Source organism: Brucella intermedia LMG 3301, from assembly GCF_000182645.1.
Taxonomy (GTDB): Bacteria; Pseudomonadota; Alphaproteobacteria; order Rhizobiales; family Rhizobiaceae; genus Brucella; species Brucella intermedia.
The window spans coordinates 727,800-743,813 of record NZ_ACQA01000002.1 but is presented as its reverse complement, the minus strand read 5'-3'; the positions used below and the strand labels follow the sequence as shown (position 1 = coordinate 743,813).

The window sequence follows — 16,014 nt, the reverse complement described above, 5'->3', positions numbered from 1 at the left end:
ATTAGAGCGCCGGTTCCATTCATTGGATCGAAACGCGCCCTAGTTCGAGTGCTGCGCTTTTACGCGATATGAACCGTTATCCAGCCGGTCGAACATTTCTTCTATCTGCGGATGGCGCAGGGGCTCGCCGCTCAAATCCGGCACGAGGTTCTGTTCCGAAACGTAGGCGACATATTCGGATTCCGCGTTTTCAGCGAGCAGATGATAGAATGGCTGATCGCGATGCGGGCGCGCTTCCTCGGGAATGGATTCATACCATTCTTCCGTATTCGCGAATTCTGGATCCACGTCGAAGATGACCCCGCGGAAGGGGAATAGCCGGTGCTTGACCACCTGGCCGATCTGGAATTTCGCGTGCTTTATCTGTGTCATACCCATGCAACATTATTTAGTTCACCGCGCGACAAATTAAAGTCGGCAGCGACCGGCAATTCTGTCAGTTTGATGTGTCAGGTGGTCCGAAAATCAGGTTAGCTGGAGCGTTTTCCGTCGTCTCGGTGTGGAAGCCTCGGCAGTTTCGGAAGAAGATGCGAGAAGCCGCTGCCGGGGCGAAGCCCTTCACGCATGAAGAACGCGCGCAGCGGCGCAAAGGAGCGAAGCATTTCCAGGCCCACGCCGCGCACGATCTGCGCCGGAAGCATGCCGGACAAAAGCGAACGATTGAGTGCATCGACGGAGCCGGTGCGGGCCAGAATATCCGGGCGTCTCGCGCGGTCATAAGCGCGAATGACCCGATCCGAACCGGGATCTGCCGGATCGCTTTCTACGGCCTTGACCAGCGTTTCGACATCGCGCGATCCCAGATTGAGGCCTTGTGCGCCGATTGGCGGAAAAACGTGCGCGGCTTCGCCGATAAGAATCGTGCGTCTGGCTGCAAAAACATGAGGCACGAGGCCGGAAAGCGGCCAGGCCTGCGGCTTTATTTCGAGTTCGATCTTGCCGAGCATGGATTGCATCATGTCCTCGATGCGCCTGGCGAGCGTGGCGTCATCAAGTGCAAGAAGCGCTTCGGCGCGACCCGGATTCACAACCCAGACAAGGCTCGAGCGTTTGCCTTTGAGGGGAACCTGGGTGAAAGGGCCTTCCTCGGTGTGGAACTCCGTCGAAATGTTTTCATGATCGACAGTGTGTGAAAAGGAAAGCACAACGGCCGTCTGCGGATAGCTCCAGCGGCGTGTGCGGATGCCGGCGGCTTCGCGAGCCATCGAATTGCGTCCATCGGCTGCAACGACCAGCCGCGTATGCAGCGTGTCGCCGCCCGACAGGGTGACGGTCACGTGGTCGCCATTGTGGCGATATTCGATGACGGGTGCATTGATGCGTTGAATATTCGGATTGCGTGCGACGGCTTCAGAAAGTTTCTCGTTCAATACGGCATTGGGGATGTTGTAGCCGAACGCGGCCTCGTCGATTTCACCGGCGCGGAAGGTCACGACGGGGCTTCTCACAAGCCGCCGTGTCGCATCCACGATGCGCATGGAGGCGAGGGCTGCTGCTTCCGGCTCGATACCCGGCCAGACGCCCAGTCCCTCCAGCAATCTGATGGCCGGCATCATGAGCGCTGTCGTGCGACGGTCTCCCTTGTCGGTCTCCGGTCCGAGCAGGACGGTGCGATAGCCTTTCGCGCCGAGCGCCAGCGCAGCCATCATGCCGGCGGGTCCGCTGCCGCTGATGACAATGTCGGTGAGTGGCTTGTTCACAACAAGATCGTTCATCGTGTTTCATCCCCGGCCCGACATTGCGGGCCTCGTGCATCGTCTGATGATTCCAGCCGCACTTAAACCGAAATACAGCCAAAAGGCCATTCTTCCGTGGGATTATGGCGGATTTGCCTCACGCCTTACTTGCTCTTTTGCGCTTATTCAGGGAAAGCTGCTGCAGGATCATGGCTTTTTCCCGAGGGAAAAGGTTTCGATGATCATTAGTTTTGGGGATGTCAGTTTGTGTAGTGTACGCGTTCCCCGATAGATTAAATATACTCGCCGCCTCGGGGATTGTCTTGGGCGGGATAAGCGCGGCGACAAACTGAAATGGCGGACGGCGTGAAAACCAAACTGACCGGAAAACTCAAAGCCAAGAAAGTCACCGCGCCGCAAGCCAAGGCGTTTTCGGTTCACCTTCTGACGGCATCGGGTTCGTTTCTGGCATTCCTTTCCATCGTGGCGGCCAGCGACGGGCGCTACACGGCAATGTGGTGGTGGCTGGGGCTGGCGCTTTTCGTCGATGGCATCGATGGACCCATCGCGCGCAAGCTCGAGGTGAAATATGTTCTTCCGAACTGGTCCGGCGAGCTTCTCGACAACATCATCGATTATGTCACCTATGTTCTGATACCTGCCTTCGCGCTTTATCAAAGCGGGTTCATGGGCACCTATCTGTCGTTCATATCCGGTGCCATAATCGTGGTTTCGAGCGCGATCTATTATGCCGATACCGGCATGAAGACGAAGGAAAACTTCTTCAAGGGTTTCCCGGTCGTCTGGAACATGGTCGTCTTTACGCTTTTCATCGTCAGGCCGGGCGAGTGGGTCGCATTTGCGACTGTCGTCGTGTCGGCAATCCTTTCGTTCCTGCCGATCAACTTCCTGCATCCGGTGCGCGTCGTGCGCCTGCGCCCGCTCAACCTGACTGTTTTCCTGCTCTGGTGTGCCTTTGGCGCGGCTGCGCTCTATTATACTCTGGATGCGCCGTTGTGGGTCCGCGTCGGCGTTTCCGTGACAGGGCTTTACATCTATTTCATCGGGGCGATCATGCAGCTTTTCCCGAGTCTGGGCCGTGAAGCGGCACTTGCGAAGGCCAGAAAGGTTGTCGAAAAGAAGCAGAAGAGCGGAGAAGCACCATGATCAATGCCATTCGCGTCCACCAGACCGGTGGTCCGGACGTCATGAAGTATGAGCAGATCGAGATCGGTGAACCCGGTCCGGGCGAAGCGAAGGTGCGCCATGAAGCCGTCGGTCTCAACTTCATCGATGTCTATTTCCGCACGGGGCTTTACAAGGCGGCGCAGATGCCGTTCACGCCTGGAAATGAAGGTGCGGGCACGGTCGTGGCGGTTGGTCCGGGCGTGAGCGATGTTCGCGTTGGCGATCGTGTTGCCTATGTCGCCACACCGGGCTCCTATGCAGACGAGCGCATTCTGCCAGCCGAACGGCTGGTCAGGGTTCCCGATAATGTCGATCTGAAGACCGCCGCCTCGATGATGCTGAAAGGCATGACGGCGCAGTATCTTCTGCGGCGCACGTTCAGGGTCGAGCCGGGACAGACGATCCTTTTCCATGCTGCTGCCGGTGGTGTGGGGCTCATTGCCGGGCAATGGGCGAAGCACCTCGGGGCTACCGTCATCGGCACGGCAGGATCGGAAGAAAAGATCGCGCTCGCCAGAAAGCACGGCTACGACCACGTCATCAATTACCGCACTGAAAACTTCGCCGAAAAGGTGAAGGAGCTGACGGACGGAGCGGGCGTCGATGTGGTTTATGATTCCGTTGGACGCGATACCTATATGGGCTCACTGGATGTGTTGAAGCCACTTGGCATGTTTGCCTGCTTCGGCCAGTCCTCCGGTGTCATTCCGCCGTTCGATCTGGGCATTCTGGCCCAGAAGGGATCGCTCTTCGCCACGCGACCGACCCTGTTCAATTACATCGCCAAGCGGGCCGACCTCGAAAAGACGGCGGCAGAGCTTTTCGATGTGGTGGGAACCGGCGCCGTCAAGATCGAGATCAACCAGACCTATGCGCTCAAGGATGCGGCAAGGGCGCATGAGGATCTGGAAGCCCGCAAGACCACAGGAACGACCATTCTGCTTCCCTGAACTGACTGATGATCGCGGCGGTGTGCATATGTCCACCGCTGCTTGCTTTTGGGCTTTTCAAGAGCAGACTTGCTGGCTAAGGTCGCTCAAAAATACAAATGGGGAACAATGACAGCGCCTTTAACCGACCGGCCTCTTCTTGATGTCCGCCGGCTCACGAAAGTATTTGGTCAGCTGCGGGCCTGTGATGGTGTCGATCTCACCATCGGGGAAGGCGAGATTCACGCGCTCCTGGGCGAAAATGGCGCGGGAAAGTCCACCTTCGTGAAAATGCTGTTCGGCGCCCTGCAACCCCTTGAAGGCGAAATCGTCTGGAAAGGGCAGCCTGTCGCGATAGACGAACCTGCCGCTGCAAGAAAACTCGGCATCGGCATGGTTTTCCAGCATTTTTCCCTATTTGATTCACTTACCGCCGCTGAAAACATCGCCTTGTCGCTGGACCGTTCGCTTCCGCTTTCGGAGGTTGCAAAACGTGCGCGTGAGGTCGGCAAGACCTATGGCCTTCCTGTCGATCCGCAAGCGCATGTCGGCGACCTGTCGGTTGGCGAACGCCAGCGCATCGAGATTGTGCGCTGTCTCCTTCAGGAACCCGACCTGATCATTCTGGATGAGCCGACATCGGTGCTGACGCCGCAGGAAGCCGACAAGCTGTTTGAAACGCTGGAGCGGCTGAAAGCCGAAGGCAAGTCGATCCTTTATATCAGCCACCGTCTGGAGGAAGTGAAGCGCCTTTGTGACCGCGCGACGGTGTTGCGGCATGGCAAGGTCGTCGCGCATTGCGATCCGCGCAAGGAAACCGCTGCCTCGCTTGCCCGCATGATGGTTGGAAACGACATCAACGTCGTGGCGCGCACTCCCATTGCGGCGCAAAATGCGGGTGACGATGCGCTTTTAGAAATCAGGTCGCTGTCGCAGCCGCCGCGTGGACCGTTTTCGACGGCGCTGAAAAATATTTCGCTTTCGGTTGCCGCTGGCGAAGTCGTTGGCATTGCAGGCGTTGCGGGCAACGGGCAGGGTGAATTTTTCGAGGCCGTTTCCGGTGAAGTGTTGCAGTCCAGCGCCTCGAATGTGCGTATTCGCGGTAAGGATGCTGGCAAGGCAGGCATTAGCGAAAGGCGCATGATGGGCGCGGCCTTCGTGCCCGAAGAACGGCTTGGACACGGTGCCGTTCCGACCATGACATTGACCGACAATCTGTTCTTGTCGCGGTACAGGACCGACGCGAAAATGTTCCTGCGCGGCGGCAAACTCAGGCTGATCGCGGAGAGCGCGCTTCGGTCGGCTGCAAAGCGCATCATCGAACGGATGGATGTGCGCAAGAGCGCTGAAAATCCACCAGCATCCGCACTTTCCGGCGGTAATCTGCAAAAATTCATCATCGGGCGCGAGCTTGACCGTTCACCGTCTGTCATGGTGGTGAACCAGCCGACATGGGGCGTCGATGCCGGTGCTGCGGCGCATATTCGTCAGGCGCTCGTCGATCTTGCGCGTTCCGGTTCCGCAGTTCTCGTTATCAGCCAGGACCTTGATGAACTTCTTGAAATCAGCGACCGGATCGCGGTCATGAACCACGGCCAGCTTTCCGATCCAATGCCGATTGCCGATGTGACGCTGGAAAAGATCGGCCTCCTGATGGGCGGTGTTTCTGGAGAGGCTGCATGATGCGGATCGAACTCGTCAAACGCTCGCAACCCTCAAAACTTTTCAGCGCCTTGTCGCCGTTGCTTGCGCTGACATTGACGCTGGTTTTCGGCGGTCTCGCTTTTGCGCTGATGGGCAAGGACCCGCTGCATGCGCTCTATGTCTTCTTCGTGGAGCCCTTGTTCGACATCTGGTCGTGGCATGAATTACTCGTGAAAGCCGCGCCGCTGATCCTGATCGCGGTGGGGCTATGCATCTGTTTCCTGTCCAACAACTGGAATATCGGTGCCGAGGGGCAGTTCATTGCCGGTGCCATCGCGGGCTCGGTGCTGCCCGTCATGTTCCCCGATCTGCAGTCATGGGTGGTTCTGCCCTTGATGATGCTGATGGGCATGGCAGGCGGGATGGCTTATGCGTCCATTCCCGCCTTGCTGAAAGTGCGCTTCAACACGAACGAAATTCTGACCAGCCTCATGCTTGTCTATGTCGCGCAACTGTTTCTCGACTGGCTGGTGCGCGGCCCGTGGCGCAACCCGGAAGGCTATAACTTCCCCGAAACCCGCCAGTTCAACGATAGCGCCATTCTGCCGGAAATCTGGAGTGCATCGGGCCGTGCCCACTGGGGTTTCATGTTCGCGCTTGTGGCGGCGGTGGTCGTCTGGTTTCTGCTCAAGCACACGCTGAAGGGCTTCGAGGTCAAGGTCATCGGCCAAAGCCCGAGGGCAGGGCGTTTTGCGGGTTTCAGCGCAGGCAGGATGGTGTTCTTCGTCTTTGCGGTTTCCGGCGCACTTGCCGGTCTTGCCGGCATTGCGGAAACTTCGGGCGCCATCGGCCAGCTTCGCCCCGTCATTTCCCCGGGCTATGGCTTCACGGCAATTATCGTCGCCTTTCTCGGACGTCTTAACCCGCTGGGGGCGATCGCGGCCGGTCTGGTGCTGGCGCTTTCCTATCTTGGCGGCGAAGCGGCACAGGTTTCCATAGGCATCTCGGAAAAGTCAGCACGCGTGTTTCAGGGCATGATCCTGTTCTTCGTTCTCGCTTGCGATACGCTGATCCTCTATCGCATTCGCTTCATATCCGCAGCCCGAGCGGGAAAGGCCTGATCCCATGGATTTGACACAGGCTATTCTCCTGACAATTGCAACGGCTGCGACGCCTCTCCTTATCGCGGCCATCGGTGAGCTGGTGGTGGAGCGCTCCGGCGTGCTCAACCTCGGTGTCGAGGGCATGATGCTGATGGGTGCGGTGTCCGGCTTCGCCATCGCACAGATGACCGGTTCGGCATGGCTGGGATTGTTTGCCGCCGTTCTGGTGGGCGCTCTCTTCTCCGCCGTCTTTGGCTTTCTGACGCTCATACTGGTCACCAATCAGGTGGCGACCGGGCTGGCGCTCACAATCCTCGGCGTCGGCGCGTCGGCCCTGCTCGGCGAAAGTTTTGTCGGGCTTCCCGGCGTCCGGCTAGAAGCCGTTCATATTCCCTATCTGACCGATATCCCGCTTGTCGGTCGGTTCCTCTTTGGTCAGGACCCGATCTTCTATATGTCCATCCTGCTGGTTATCGGCGTGGCGTGGTTTCTGTTCCGTACACGGGCTGGCCTTACCCTGCGCGCCATCGGCGACAGCCACGGCTCCGCCCATTCGCTCGGCGTGCATGTGGTGCGCACGCGCTATCTGGCGGTGCTGTTCGGGGGTGCCTGCGCCGGTCTGGCGGGCGCGCAGCTTTCGCTCGTCTATGTACCGCAATGGGTGGAAAACATGACTGCCGGTCGTGGCTGGATCGCGCTTGCCCTCGTCGTCTTCGCTTCGTGGCGACCTTGGCGGGTGCTGATCGGCGCTTATCTGTTTGGCGCGGTGACGATTGGCCAGCTCCACGCGCAGGCGCTGGGCTTTGGCCTGCCATCGCAGTTTCTGTCCGCGCTGCCTTATCTTGCGACGATTGTGGTGCTGGTCATCATTTCGCGCAACAAGCGCCTGACGATGATGAATACGCCGGCTTCGCTCGGCAAGCCCTTCGTGCCGGACAGGTAAAGCCAACGGTTGAGGGGTAGACGAAAATCACTCCCAAGGATTTTCGTTCTGGTTAGTGGGTGCAAACAAGGAGTGCAGGGATCATGAAAAAGACGCTTTTGGCTATAGCCACCGCGACGAGCTTTATGCTCGGCGGCGCGGCGCATGCAGAAGATAAACTGAAGATCGGCTTCATCTATATCGGACCTCCGGGCGATTTCGGCTGGACCTATCAGCACGATCAGGCCCGCAAGGAGCTTGTTGAAGCGCTTGGCGACAAGATCGAAACCACCTTCCTGGAAAACGTGCCGGAAGGTGCTGATGCCGAACGTTCGATCGAGCGTCTGGCGCGTGCGGGCAACAAGCTGATCTTCACCACCTCGTTCGGCTACATGGACCCGACGCTCAAGGTCGCGAAGAAGTTCCCGGATGTGAAATTTGAACACGCGACCGGCTACAAGACCGCCGACAACATGTCGGCCTATAATGCGCGCTTCTATGAAGGCCGTTACGTGCAGGGCGTGATCGCCGCCAAGATGTCCACCAAGGGCGTGGCCGGATACATCGCTTCCGTGCCGGTGCCGGAAGTGGTGCAGGGCATCAACGCGTTCATGCTCGGCGCGCAGTCAGTCAATCCTGACTTCAAGGTCAAGGTGATCTGGGCCAATTCCTGGTTCGATCCGGGCAAGGAAGCTGATGCGGCCAAGGCTCTGATCGATCAGGGTGTGGACATCATCACCCAGCACACCGATTCCACCGCTGCCATTCAGGTCGCGCATGATCGCGGCATCAAGGCTTTCGGTCAGGCTTCGGACATGATCAAGTTCGCGCCCGACACGCAGCTTACCGCGGTTGTGGATGAGTGGGGTCCTTACTATATCGACCGCGCCAAGGCAGTTCTCGATGGTACGTGGAAAAGCCAGAACATCTGGTGGGGCATGAAGGAAGGCCTCGTGAAGATGGCGCCTTATACCAACATGCCGGACGACGTGAAGAAACTGGCGGAAGAAACCGAAGCCAAGATCAAGTCCGGCGAACTGAAGCCTTTCACCGGTCCGATCAAGAAGCAGGACGGCTCCGTCTGGCTGAAAGAAGGCGAACAGGCTGACGACAAGACCCTGCTGGGCCTCAACTTCTACGTCGCTGGCGTGGACGACAAGCTGCCGCAGTGAGTTTTCACCACGATCAAAAAGAAGGGCGCTCAAAGCGCCCTTTTTATTTTCTTACATTGTATTGAAGCCGTCTGTTAAAGCGATAGCTTAAGTCCTTCATGGCTGTCGATGAAGCCAAGGGACCGATAGAAACGCAATGCGTCGGCACGTGATTTGTCTGTTGTCAGTTGCACCAGGCGGCAGCCGCGTTCGCGGCACCGTTCGATCGCCCACTCGATCATCTGACGACCGATTCCACCGCCGCGAATGCGGCTCGCAATCCGGACGCTTTCGATCTGGCCGCGCCACATGCCCATCCGCGACAGGCCGGGTATGAAGCTGACCTGCATGCAGCCGATGATCTCGCCTTCCTGCTCCACGACAGCCAGAAGCTGGTTGGGGTCGGCGTCGATGGCTGCAAAGGCGCTGCGATAGGAATCCCGCAAGGGAAGGCTCGCATCTTCACGCTTTGCGCCCAGCGCATCATCGGCCAGCATGGCGACAATCGCCGCCACGTCAGCCGAGGCTGCCTTTCTGATCTTTATGGCCGCATCCGCCGCCATCAGACCGCCATGCCGTGAAGATCGTAGGCGTCGCTCGCTTCGATCTTTACCGTCACGATGTCGCCCACGCGAAGCGGGCGGCGCGACTGGATGTGAACGCTGCCGTCGATTTCCGGAGCATCGTAGCGCGTGCGGCCCTTGGCAACCGTTCCGTTCGACTCGTCGATGATGACCGGCAGGCGCTTGCCGACCTTCTTCTTGAGGAGATTGGTCGAAATCTGCTGCTGCTTGGCCATGAAACGATGCCAGCGAGCTTCCTTGATCTCTTCCGGTACCTGCTCCAGACCGAGGTCATTGGCCTTCGCACCCTTGACCGGCTCATATTTGAAGCAGCCGGCGCGTTCGATCTTGGCTTCGTCGAGCCAGTCGAGCAGCATCTGGAAATCTTCTTCGGTTTCACCCGGATAGCCGACGATGAAAGTGGAACGCACGGCCAGATCAGGGCAGGTTTCACGCCAGGCCTGAATGCGGCGCGACGTCTTTTCCTGATGTGCGGGACGGCGCATATTCTTCAGCACCGCAGGCGAGGCGTGCTGGAACGGAATATCCAGATAAGGCAGGATCTTGCCTTCCGCCATCAGTGGAATGACTTCATCGACATGCGGGTAGGGGTAGACATAATGCATGCGCACCCATACGCCCATCTCGCCCAATTCACGCGAGAGATCGAGGAACTTGGTGCGAACCGTGCGGTCCTGCCACATGGCTTCCTGATATTTGATGTCGAGGCCGTAGGCGCTCGTATCCTGCGAGATGACGAGGATTTCCTTCACGCCTGCATTAACCAGCTTTTCCGCTTCGCGCAGCACCTGATCAATCGGGCGCGAGACGAGATCGCCGCGCAGCGCCGGAATGATGCAGAACGAACAGCGGTTCGAGCAGCCCTCGGAGATTTTCAGGTAGGCGTAATGGCGCGGGGTCAGCTTCACGCCCTGCGGGGGCACCAGATCGACAAACGGGTCGTGCGCGGGAGGGGCCGCTTCATGCACCGCGCTCATCACGCTTTCATAGGCCTGCGGGCCGGTGATGGCGAGCACGTTCGGGTGGCGCTGGCGGATGACCTCGGGCTCTGCGCCCAGGCAGCCGGTCACGATCACCTTGCCATTTTCGTTGAGGGCAAGGCCGATGGCATCCAGCGATTCATCGCGCGCGGAATCGAGAAAGCCGCAGGTATTGACGATCACCAGATCGGCGCCGTCATGCTTGCGGGAGATTTCATAACCTTCGGAGCGAAGGCTGGTGATGATGCGTTCGGAATCGACAAGCGCCTTCGGGCAGCCAAGGGAAACGAAACTGACGCGCGGTGCGCTCATTGGGAGAACCTTGCAAATATCGGAAATTGCGCGCGCAATATCACGATAAAGGGGCAACGGTAAAGTTGAGATGACAAAAAAAGCCGGAGCGCAGGGCTCCGGCTTCTTGATACTTGGTGAGGTTGGCTTACTCGGCCTGATCAGCCGGAGCCGCGTTCAACTGGCCGTAACGCTCTTCGCCAATCTTGGCGAGAAGGTCGAGCTGGGTTTCGAGGAAGTCGATGTGACCTTCCTCATCGGCCAGAAGCTCATCGAAAAGCTGCTTGGAAACATAGTCGCCGAGTTCGTCGCAGATTTCGCGGGACTTCTTGTAGGAAGCGCGGGCGTCGTATTCGCCTGCAAGATCGGCTTCCAGAACTTCCTTGACGTTCTGGCCGATGCGCAGCGGAGCTACGGTCTGCAGGTTTGGAAAACCTTCCAGGAAGATAATGCGGTCAATCAGCTTGTCGGCGTGATGCATTTCTTCGATAGACTCTTCACGTTCCTTCTTGGCAAGACGCGTGAAGCCCCAGTCGTTGAGGAGGCGGTAGTGAAGCCAATACTGGTTTACAGCGCCAAGCTCGAGGAAAAGTGCCTCGTTAAGCCGCTCGATGACCTTTGGTTCGCCTTTCATTCCATGAACTCCCGAATTTGTCGCGTAGAGAACGTACACGATCCATGAACTGGATCACGTTTTCGTCCATTTGGTTATGACGAAGATGATACTCTTCAGTCACCCTTATGATCGTTTCCACGACGTTTGGGAAGCAGCCACAGCAACGGCCGCGCTTGGACATGATGTTATAGACGGTGCCGGGAACGATAAGTTGCCAGCAATCCTGATCGAGAAGCTCGATAACGACGGCTTCGATGTCCTTATCGGTAATAACATTGCAGCTGCACACTAGCATGAGGAACTATCTCCCAAGCGCGCGCAGAAAAAGTCGGATGCGAAAAGCACCGAAGGGAGGGACTTTACCGGCTCAAACTGTACTTCAACTGTGTGGCTGCGCAGAAAATCTGGCAGCTTTATTTCACTCATGGCGCAAGGCCGAACTGAACCGGTCAATGGTTCCTCCAACTGCAAGGGTTAAAGGCCCGAACATTAAAGGCGTTACTTAAGCGGTGTTTATAAAACCCACCCAATTAAGTCAGGTTATGGCCGTTCGGGTTCAGTTCTGTCAATTTTTATGTTTTTGAAATGTTCTAAAAATCAATAGCTTAGAATCATTCTAAATATGAGTTAACTACCCATCTTTAAAGGACAATTGGCAACTGCGTTTGCCATAGCGGCGCGGGAAATGCGCCGCCAGGACATTATGCGCCATTTCGCCGCACCTTGTGGATAGGCAGCGGCCTGCGGCATCACGAGCCAAGCACGGCGCTGAAGCCTTCGAACTGCGGGGGACCGAGATAGAGCGGCTTGTTATCCCCGGCATTGCGATGCGCATCGCGGAATTGTTCGGATTTGGTCCACGCGACGAAATCCTCGCGATCGCGCCAGACCGTGTGCGAAGCATAAAGCGTGTAGCCTTCTTCTTCGTTGGTCGCGCCGCGAAGCAGATGAAAGCCTTCGAAGCCGGGAAGTTCCGACAATCTGGAGTCACGATTCTTCCAGACGGTCTCGAAATCGGCCTCGCTGCCGACGCGAACCTTGAAGCGATTCATGGCTATGAACATTGCTGATCCTTTTCCATCAGGTTTGGGACTGGCTGTAGCGCATCCCGAAAAGTGCGAAGCGGAATGCTCTAACTATATAGTTTTCGGCGAGTGCAGCGGTAGGGCTGCACTCGCCGCGTCACATCTCGGGATCAGAAGGCCGCCGCGGTCAGGTTGGTCGGCCTTAGCAGATGTGACGATCTTAAACGGGAGGCGGGAACGCCTCCCGCAGTTCTAGAACTGGAACTGTGTCGAGACGAGGAAGGTGCGCCCGCGACCGGAGCCATAGGTGCTCAGCGCGGGGGTATATTCCTTGTCGGCAATGTTGAGCACCTGAAGCGAAAGATCGACCGTATCGGTGAACTTGTACTTCGCGAACACGTCCACCAGCGTGTAGGGATCGGTATCGCTGCCGCTGATGGTCCGCCCGCTTGAAACGTGCTGGACACGCAGGCCGCTTTCAAGCTTGCGTTCGAAGAAGCGCGCGCCGGCGGTAACAGTCACCACATCTTCCGGCAGATACTGGTTGGCGCCAAGCCCCGCCGTCTGCTCAGGCAGTTCGGAAGTGGAGTGCGTATAGGCAATGCCACCGAACGCGAAGCCGGCATCGTAACGGGCATCGAGTTCGAAGCCCTTCACATCGGACGTGCCGTCAACATTGATGAACTGGCTGTTGGTGCTGGAGGCGGTGATATAGTCCTCAACCCGCATCATGTAATAGTTGGCCTTGATGCGCAGGCCGTCTTCTGCGGTCAGGATGCCATCGCGAGCGATATTGACGCCGAATTCCCAGCCGCGCTGCTTTTCAGGACGGAGATTGGGGTTTCCATGCAGCCCCGCGGTTCCGGCATGGGCGATGCCGCCAAGGAAGGTTTCCTGCAGGGTCGGCGAACGCATGGAATGCGCATAGGTAATGTAGGGCTGCAACCAGTCGGTTACGTTGTAGGCGACTGTGACCTTGGGGCTGAACTCGCTGTCGCTGTTCGAGATCGAACTGTCTTCGCTTTCGAGCTTGAAGTAATCATAGCGAAGGCCTGTAACGACTTGCAGCGCCTGATAATTCCAGGTCGCTTCCGAGAAGACCGCACCACGATTGGATGTGGCATCTGTCGGGTTGACGCCCGTCTTGGTGCCGCCCGCATTGTCGCGGTTGATTTCAAAGCCGTTCTTCCATGCAACCGCCACATCGCCAAAGGTGAAGCGCGACGTGTTCGAGGCGGTCATGCCGGTGGTTTCGGCCGAGACCTGCCGCCCGACGAAGCCGCCATTACCATCCACCCAGTTCTGCAATGTGCTGTTGTGGTAGAGGTTGACGTCGATGCCGATGAGATCGTTGTCGGACGGGTTGTAGTTATACTGTGCGAAGAACGTGCGGTTCTGCAGGAACATATCGTAGATCGTATAGGTTCCCGGACGATAGCCCGCAGCATATGTGCCATAGTGGTTGTTGTAGAGAACGCCGCCAAGCGTCAGCTTCTGGTCTTCGCCAAGGCCGAACTCGGCCTTGAACAAGCCGGAAGTCAGTTCCTCGCCGGTCTTCTCGACAGTCACGCCGTCGCCGTTCTTGTAGTCGTTGGAATCGTGGCGGCTGATGGCCGCGACAAGCCCGATCGAATTGACGCGTGCCGCGCCCGCCAGCATTTCGGAGAATCCGGTGCCGTTGCTGCCCCAGGAAGCACGTCCCAGAACGCCCTTGTCCTTGCCGTCGAGAATGACATCGTCCACGCCGAGCGTGCGGAAATTCACACTGCCGGCAAGCGCAGTACCGCCTTCGGTCGTAACAGCGCCGCGCGCCACGTCAATTTCAGACAGCAGATTGGGGTCGATATAGGCATAGCCCTGCGCGTCATGCGCGGTGTTGCGATAGCTCTGCGGCACGCCGTCGATCATCATGTTGACGCGGCCGGAGCCTTCAAAGCCACGGATATTGACCGCCACGCCCGGATTGGAGCCACTCTGGAGGGTGAAGACGCCTGCGGTTCCGCGCAGCACATCGTCCAGTTTCGCGCCACCGAAACGATTGATCTCTTCGCGGTTCACCTTGCCCACGGGCGCCGTGACCGAGGTCGGCACTTGTGTGTCGTTCGCGCGGCGAATGGTGATCGTCTTCAGCGCAACGCCGGCTTCGTCGTCAGCCGCTTTCTGCTCCTGCCCGAATGCTTGCGACGTCATCGCCGCCAGAATGACGGCAAGTCCCGTGCTCGCCTTAAATGACCTTCTATGAACCCCACCAGTCGCCCGCATTTCCAATGTTTCCTTCATGACCAGACACGCTTCGCCAGTCCTTTGGACAGCGAAGAAACCGAAAAATTTCAATTGTTTATGACTTCCCCCTCAAGAGAAGGCCGCGTGCTGGCTGGGAAGAAAACATCTCCCTGGCTTGCGTGGAAAAAGCGAGATTTAAACTTGACTCGTTTATTCCAGTAATGCAGTGATTAATAAACATGAGTATTGATGTCAACAAAACAAATTTGCTGTCATCACCGTGTGGAAAGTCGATGCTGAGGCGAGAAAATGAACAGGCGTATCCATATCGACATGCAGGTGCGGTTGCCGCGCGGACCCGTTTCCGAGCGGGCCGCAGATCGCATTTCCGAAAGCCAGCTTCACAGCGATTCGACCGGATCTGTTCCGGCTCAGATAAGACCTCGCTTCGGCGAGAGTGCGCTTGAGCCGCAACTGAAAACCTATGGCAGCCGCGAACTTTTCGACGGCTCCCGGGAAGTGGGCATAGAGCACGGCGGCTCGCTCTATCGCCTCAAGATCACCCGCCAAGGCAAGCTCATCCTAAACAAGTAGGCAACATCAGATGACGACCCATACCAAGCCCTCCCCAGAGGAGATTCTCAAGGCACGGGCTGATAATCCGAAAATGCGCGAACGCGATTTTGCGCAGAGTCTCGCTATATCAGAAGCCGATTTTGTTGCAGCGCATTGCGGACAGCCCGAGATGGCGTCGATTTCGGCGCGACGCATTCGTGCCGATGTTGAAACGCTGTTGAACCGCATCGCGTCTGTCGGCGAGATCATGGCATTGACGCGCAATGAAAGCGTGGTTCATGAAAAGATCGGACCTTTTGAAAAGACTGTCTGGGGAGCGCACGCTTCGCTGGCGCTCGGCAAGGAAATCGATCTTCGCATTTTTCCAAAGCACTGGGTTCACGGTTTTGCGGTCGCCAAGCGGGACGGTGAAGCAACGCGCCGCAGCCTGCAGTTCTTCGACGCCACGGGCGAGGCGGTCTTCAAGATACATCTGCGCCCGGCTTCCGACGTTGATGCCTATGAGGCGCTCGTTAGGGATATGCTGCTGGATGATCAGTCTCCGGTCATCGAAACAAGCATCCTCGCTCCCAAGGGACCGAAGGCGGATGTGTCGCTTCTCGATATCGACGCTTTCCGTGAGCGTTGGGGCGCTCTCACCGATGTGCACCAGTTTGTCGGCCTGCTGAAGGATTTCGGCGTGGACCGGCATCAGGCCGTGCATCTTGCCGGTCATGATTTCGCCTGGCGGGTCGACACGTCGTCAGTCGAGGCCATGATGAACCATGCGGTGCAGGAAAAGCTTCCGATCATGTGCTTTGTCGGTAGCCGCGGCTGCATCCAGATTCACACGGGGCCGATCCACGAGATCAAGATGATGGGCCCTTGGCTGAACGTGCTGGACCCGACTTTCCATATGCATTTGCGCCTCGATCACATCTCTGACGTCTGGGTTGTGCGCAAGCCGACCAAGGACGGGCATGTGACCTCGCTCGAAGCTTATGATGCCAGGGGCGAACTGATTGTTCAGTTCTTCGGTGAGCGTCATGAGGGCGAAGCGGAACTGGCCGATTGGCGCATGATCGTGGAAAATCTTCCACGTCTGCCGCAATCCTCCGCTGCATAGG

Annotated in this window: 16 protein-coding genes; 8 read left to right on the top strand and 8 right to left on the bottom strand. The window is 57.7% G+C overall.

The features are described 5' to 3' along the window. Positions 1-39: 39 nt before the first annotated feature. Positions 40-378 (bottom strand): heat shock protein HspQ, encoded by a 339-nt coding sequence (gene hspQ, locus OINT_RS15895; protein WP_006468906.1) that lies wholly within the window; start codon positions 376-378, stop codon positions 40-42. Between the two features lie 92 nt (positions 379-470). Beyond that, entirely contained in the window at positions 471-1,715 is a 1,245-nt protein-coding gene (locus OINT_RS15890; protein ID WP_006468905.1) for a UbiH/UbiF family hydroxylase, read from the bottom strand. A 315-nt stretch (positions 1,716-2,030) separates the two neighbouring features. Here OINT_RS15890 and pcsA point away from each other — a divergent pair, with 315 nt between their 5' ends. The 6 genes from pcsA to OINT_RS15860 all read left to right on the top strand — a co-directional run bounded on the left by pcsA (position 2,031) and on the right by OINT_RS15860 (position 8,634). Then, positions 2,031-2,843, top strand: a complete 813-nt coding sequence (gene pcsA, locus OINT_RS15885; protein WP_006468904.1) for a phosphatidylcholine synthase — start codon at positions 2,031-2,033, stop codon at positions 2,841-2,843. After that, positions 2,840-3,814 carry a quinone oxidoreductase family protein gene (locus OINT_RS15880; RefSeq protein WP_006468903.1) on the top strand — a complete coding sequence of 325 codons (975 nt, stop codon included), beginning with the start codon at positions 2,840-2,842 and terminating at the stop codon, positions 3,812-3,814. Before pcsA ends, OINT_RS15880 begins: the two co-directional genes overlap by 4 nt. A 108-nt stretch (positions 3,815-3,922) precedes the next feature. Beyond that, positions 3,923-5,476 carry an ABC transporter ATP-binding protein gene (locus tag OINT_RS15875; protein WP_031346383.1) on the top strand — a complete coding sequence of 518 codons (1,554 nt, stop codon included), beginning with the start codon at positions 3,923-3,925 and terminating at the stop codon, positions 5,474-5,476. Beyond that, positions 5,476-6,558, top strand: a complete 1,083-nt coding sequence (locus OINT_RS15870; RefSeq protein WP_039853482.1) for an ABC transporter permease — start codon at positions 5,476-5,478, stop codon at positions 6,556-6,558. Before OINT_RS15875 ends, OINT_RS15870 begins: the two co-directional genes overlap by 1 nt. Positions 6,559-6,562: 4 nt before the next feature. Continuing rightward, positions 6,563-7,483 (top strand): ABC transporter permease, encoded by a 921-nt coding sequence (locus OINT_RS15865; RefSeq protein ID WP_006468900.1) that lies wholly within the window; start codon positions 6,563-6,565, stop codon positions 7,481-7,483. An 83-nt stretch (positions 7,484-7,566) separates the two neighbouring features. After that, the gene (locus OINT_RS15860) at positions 7,567-8,634 is read left to right on the top strand and encodes a BMP family ABC transporter substrate-binding protein (protein WP_006471365.1); all 1,068 of its coding nucleotides are present in this window, start codon (positions 7,567-7,569) and stop codon (positions 8,632-8,634) included. Between the two features lie 74 nt (positions 8,635-8,708). Here the strand turns inward: OINT_RS15860 and OINT_RS15855 are convergent, their stop codons facing one another. The 6 genes from OINT_RS15855 to OINT_RS15830 form a co-directional block, all read right to left on the bottom strand. Beyond that, positions 8,709-9,176 (bottom strand): GNAT family N-acetyltransferase, encoded by a 468-nt coding sequence (locus OINT_RS15855; RefSeq protein ID WP_006468898.1) that lies wholly within the window; start codon positions 9,174-9,176, stop codon positions 8,709-8,711. Further along, complete coding sequence (gene rimO / locus OINT_RS15850) at positions 9,176-10,489, bottom strand: 30S ribosomal protein S12 methylthiotransferase RimO (protein ID WP_006471364.1); 1,314 nt, start codon at positions 10,487-10,489, stop codon at positions 9,176-9,178. Before rimO ends, OINT_RS15855 begins: the two co-directional genes overlap by 1 nt. Before the next feature lie 127 nt (positions 10,490-10,616). Beyond that, the gene (bfr, locus tag OINT_RS15845; protein ID WP_006468896.1) at positions 10,617-11,102 is read right to left on the bottom strand and encodes a bacterioferritin; all 486 of its coding nucleotides are present in this window, start codon (positions 11,100-11,102) and stop codon (positions 10,617-10,619) included. Further along, complete coding sequence (locus tag OINT_RS23070; RefSeq protein ID WP_006468895.1) at positions 11,068-11,379, bottom strand: (2Fe-2S)-binding protein; 312 nt, start codon at positions 11,377-11,379, stop codon at positions 11,068-11,070. The genes bfr and OINT_RS23070 overlap by 35 nt, the downstream gene beginning before the upstream one ends. A gap of 454 nt (positions 11,380-11,833) precedes the next feature. Then, positions 11,834-12,148: an antibiotic biosynthesis monooxygenase family protein gene (locus OINT_RS15835; protein WP_006468894.1), complete on the bottom strand. Its 315-nt coding sequence runs from the start codon at positions 12,146-12,148 to the stop codon at positions 11,834-11,836. A 213-nt stretch (positions 12,149-12,361) separates the two neighbouring features. After that, positions 12,362-14,371 (bottom strand): TonB-dependent receptor domain-containing protein, encoded by a 2,010-nt coding sequence (locus OINT_RS15830; RefSeq protein WP_235691676.1) that lies wholly within the window; start codon positions 14,369-14,371, stop codon positions 12,362-12,364. Positions 14,372-14,767: 396 nt separating this feature from the next. On the opposite strand from OINT_RS15830, the gene hemP reads away from it, so the two are divergent. Together hemP and OINT_RS15820 are read left to right on the top strand one after the other, a co-directional pair. Further along, positions 14,768-14,926, top strand: coding sequence for a hemin uptake protein HemP (gene hemP / locus OINT_RS24370; RefSeq protein WP_374846691.1), 159 nt, complete (start codon positions 14,768-14,770; stop codon positions 14,924-14,926). A 10-nt stretch (positions 14,927-14,936) separates the two neighbouring features. After that, positions 14,937-16,013: a hemin-degrading factor gene (locus OINT_RS15820; protein ID WP_006468891.1), complete on the top strand. Its 1,077-nt coding sequence runs from the start codon at positions 14,937-14,939 to the stop codon at positions 16,011-16,013. Position 16,014: the final 1 nt, after the last annotated feature.

Bases quoted from the DNA above. Each gene is read 5' to 3' on its own strand.
- hspQ (WP_006468906.1), bottom strand. From the start codon at position 378: ATGGGTATGACACAGATAAAGCACGCGAAATTCCAGATCGGCCAGGTG.
- OINT_RS15890 (WP_006468905.1), bottom strand. From the start codon at position 1,715: ATGAACGATCTTGTTGTGAACAAGCCACTCACCGACATTGTCATCAGC.
- pcsA (WP_006468904.1), top strand. From the start codon at position 2,031: ATGGCGGACGGCGTGAAAACCAAACTGACCGGAAAACTCAAAGCCAAG.
- OINT_RS15880 (WP_006468903.1), top strand. From the start codon at position 2,840: ATGATCAATGCCATTCGCGTCCACCAGACCGGTGGTCCGGACGTCATG.
- OINT_RS15875 (WP_031346383.1), top strand. From the start codon at position 3,923: ATGACAGCGCCTTTAACCGACCGGCCTCTTCTTGATGTCCGCCGGCTC.
- OINT_RS15870 (WP_039853482.1), top strand. From the start codon at position 5,476: ATGCGGATCGAACTCGTCAAACGCTCGCAACCCTCAAAACTTTTCAGC.
- OINT_RS15865 (WP_006468900.1), top strand. From the start codon at position 6,563: ATGGATTTGACACAGGCTATTCTCCTGACAATTGCAACGGCTGCGACG.
- OINT_RS15860 (WP_006471365.1), top strand. From the start codon at position 7,567: ATGAAAAAGACGCTTTTGGCTATAGCCACCGCGACGAGCTTTATGCTC.
- OINT_RS15855 (WP_006468898.1), bottom strand. From the start codon at position 9,176: ATGGCGGCGGATGCGGCCATAAAGATCAGAAAGGCAGCCTCGGCTGAC.
- rimO (WP_006471364.1), bottom strand. From the start codon at position 10,489: ATGAGCGCACCGCGCGTCAGTTTCGTTTCCCTTGGCTGCCCGAAGGCG.
- bfr (WP_006468896.1), bottom strand. From the start codon at position 11,102: ATGAAAGGCGAACCAAAGGTCATCGAGCGGCTTAACGAGGCACTTTTC.
- OINT_RS23070 (WP_006468895.1), bottom strand. From the start codon at position 11,379: ATGCTAGTGTGCAGCTGCAATGTTATTACCGATAAGGACATCGAAGCC.
- OINT_RS15835 (WP_006468894.1), bottom strand. From the start codon at position 12,148: ATGTTCATAGCCATGAATCGCTTCAAGGTTCGCGTCGGCAGCGAGGCC.
- OINT_RS15830 (WP_235691676.1), bottom strand. From the start codon at position 14,371: ATGCGGGCGACTGGTGGGGTTCATAGAAGGTCATTTAAGGCGAGCACG.
- OINT_RS15820 (WP_006468891.1), top strand. From the start codon at position 14,937: ATGACGACCCATACCAAGCCCTCCCCAGAGGAGATTCTCAAGGCACGG.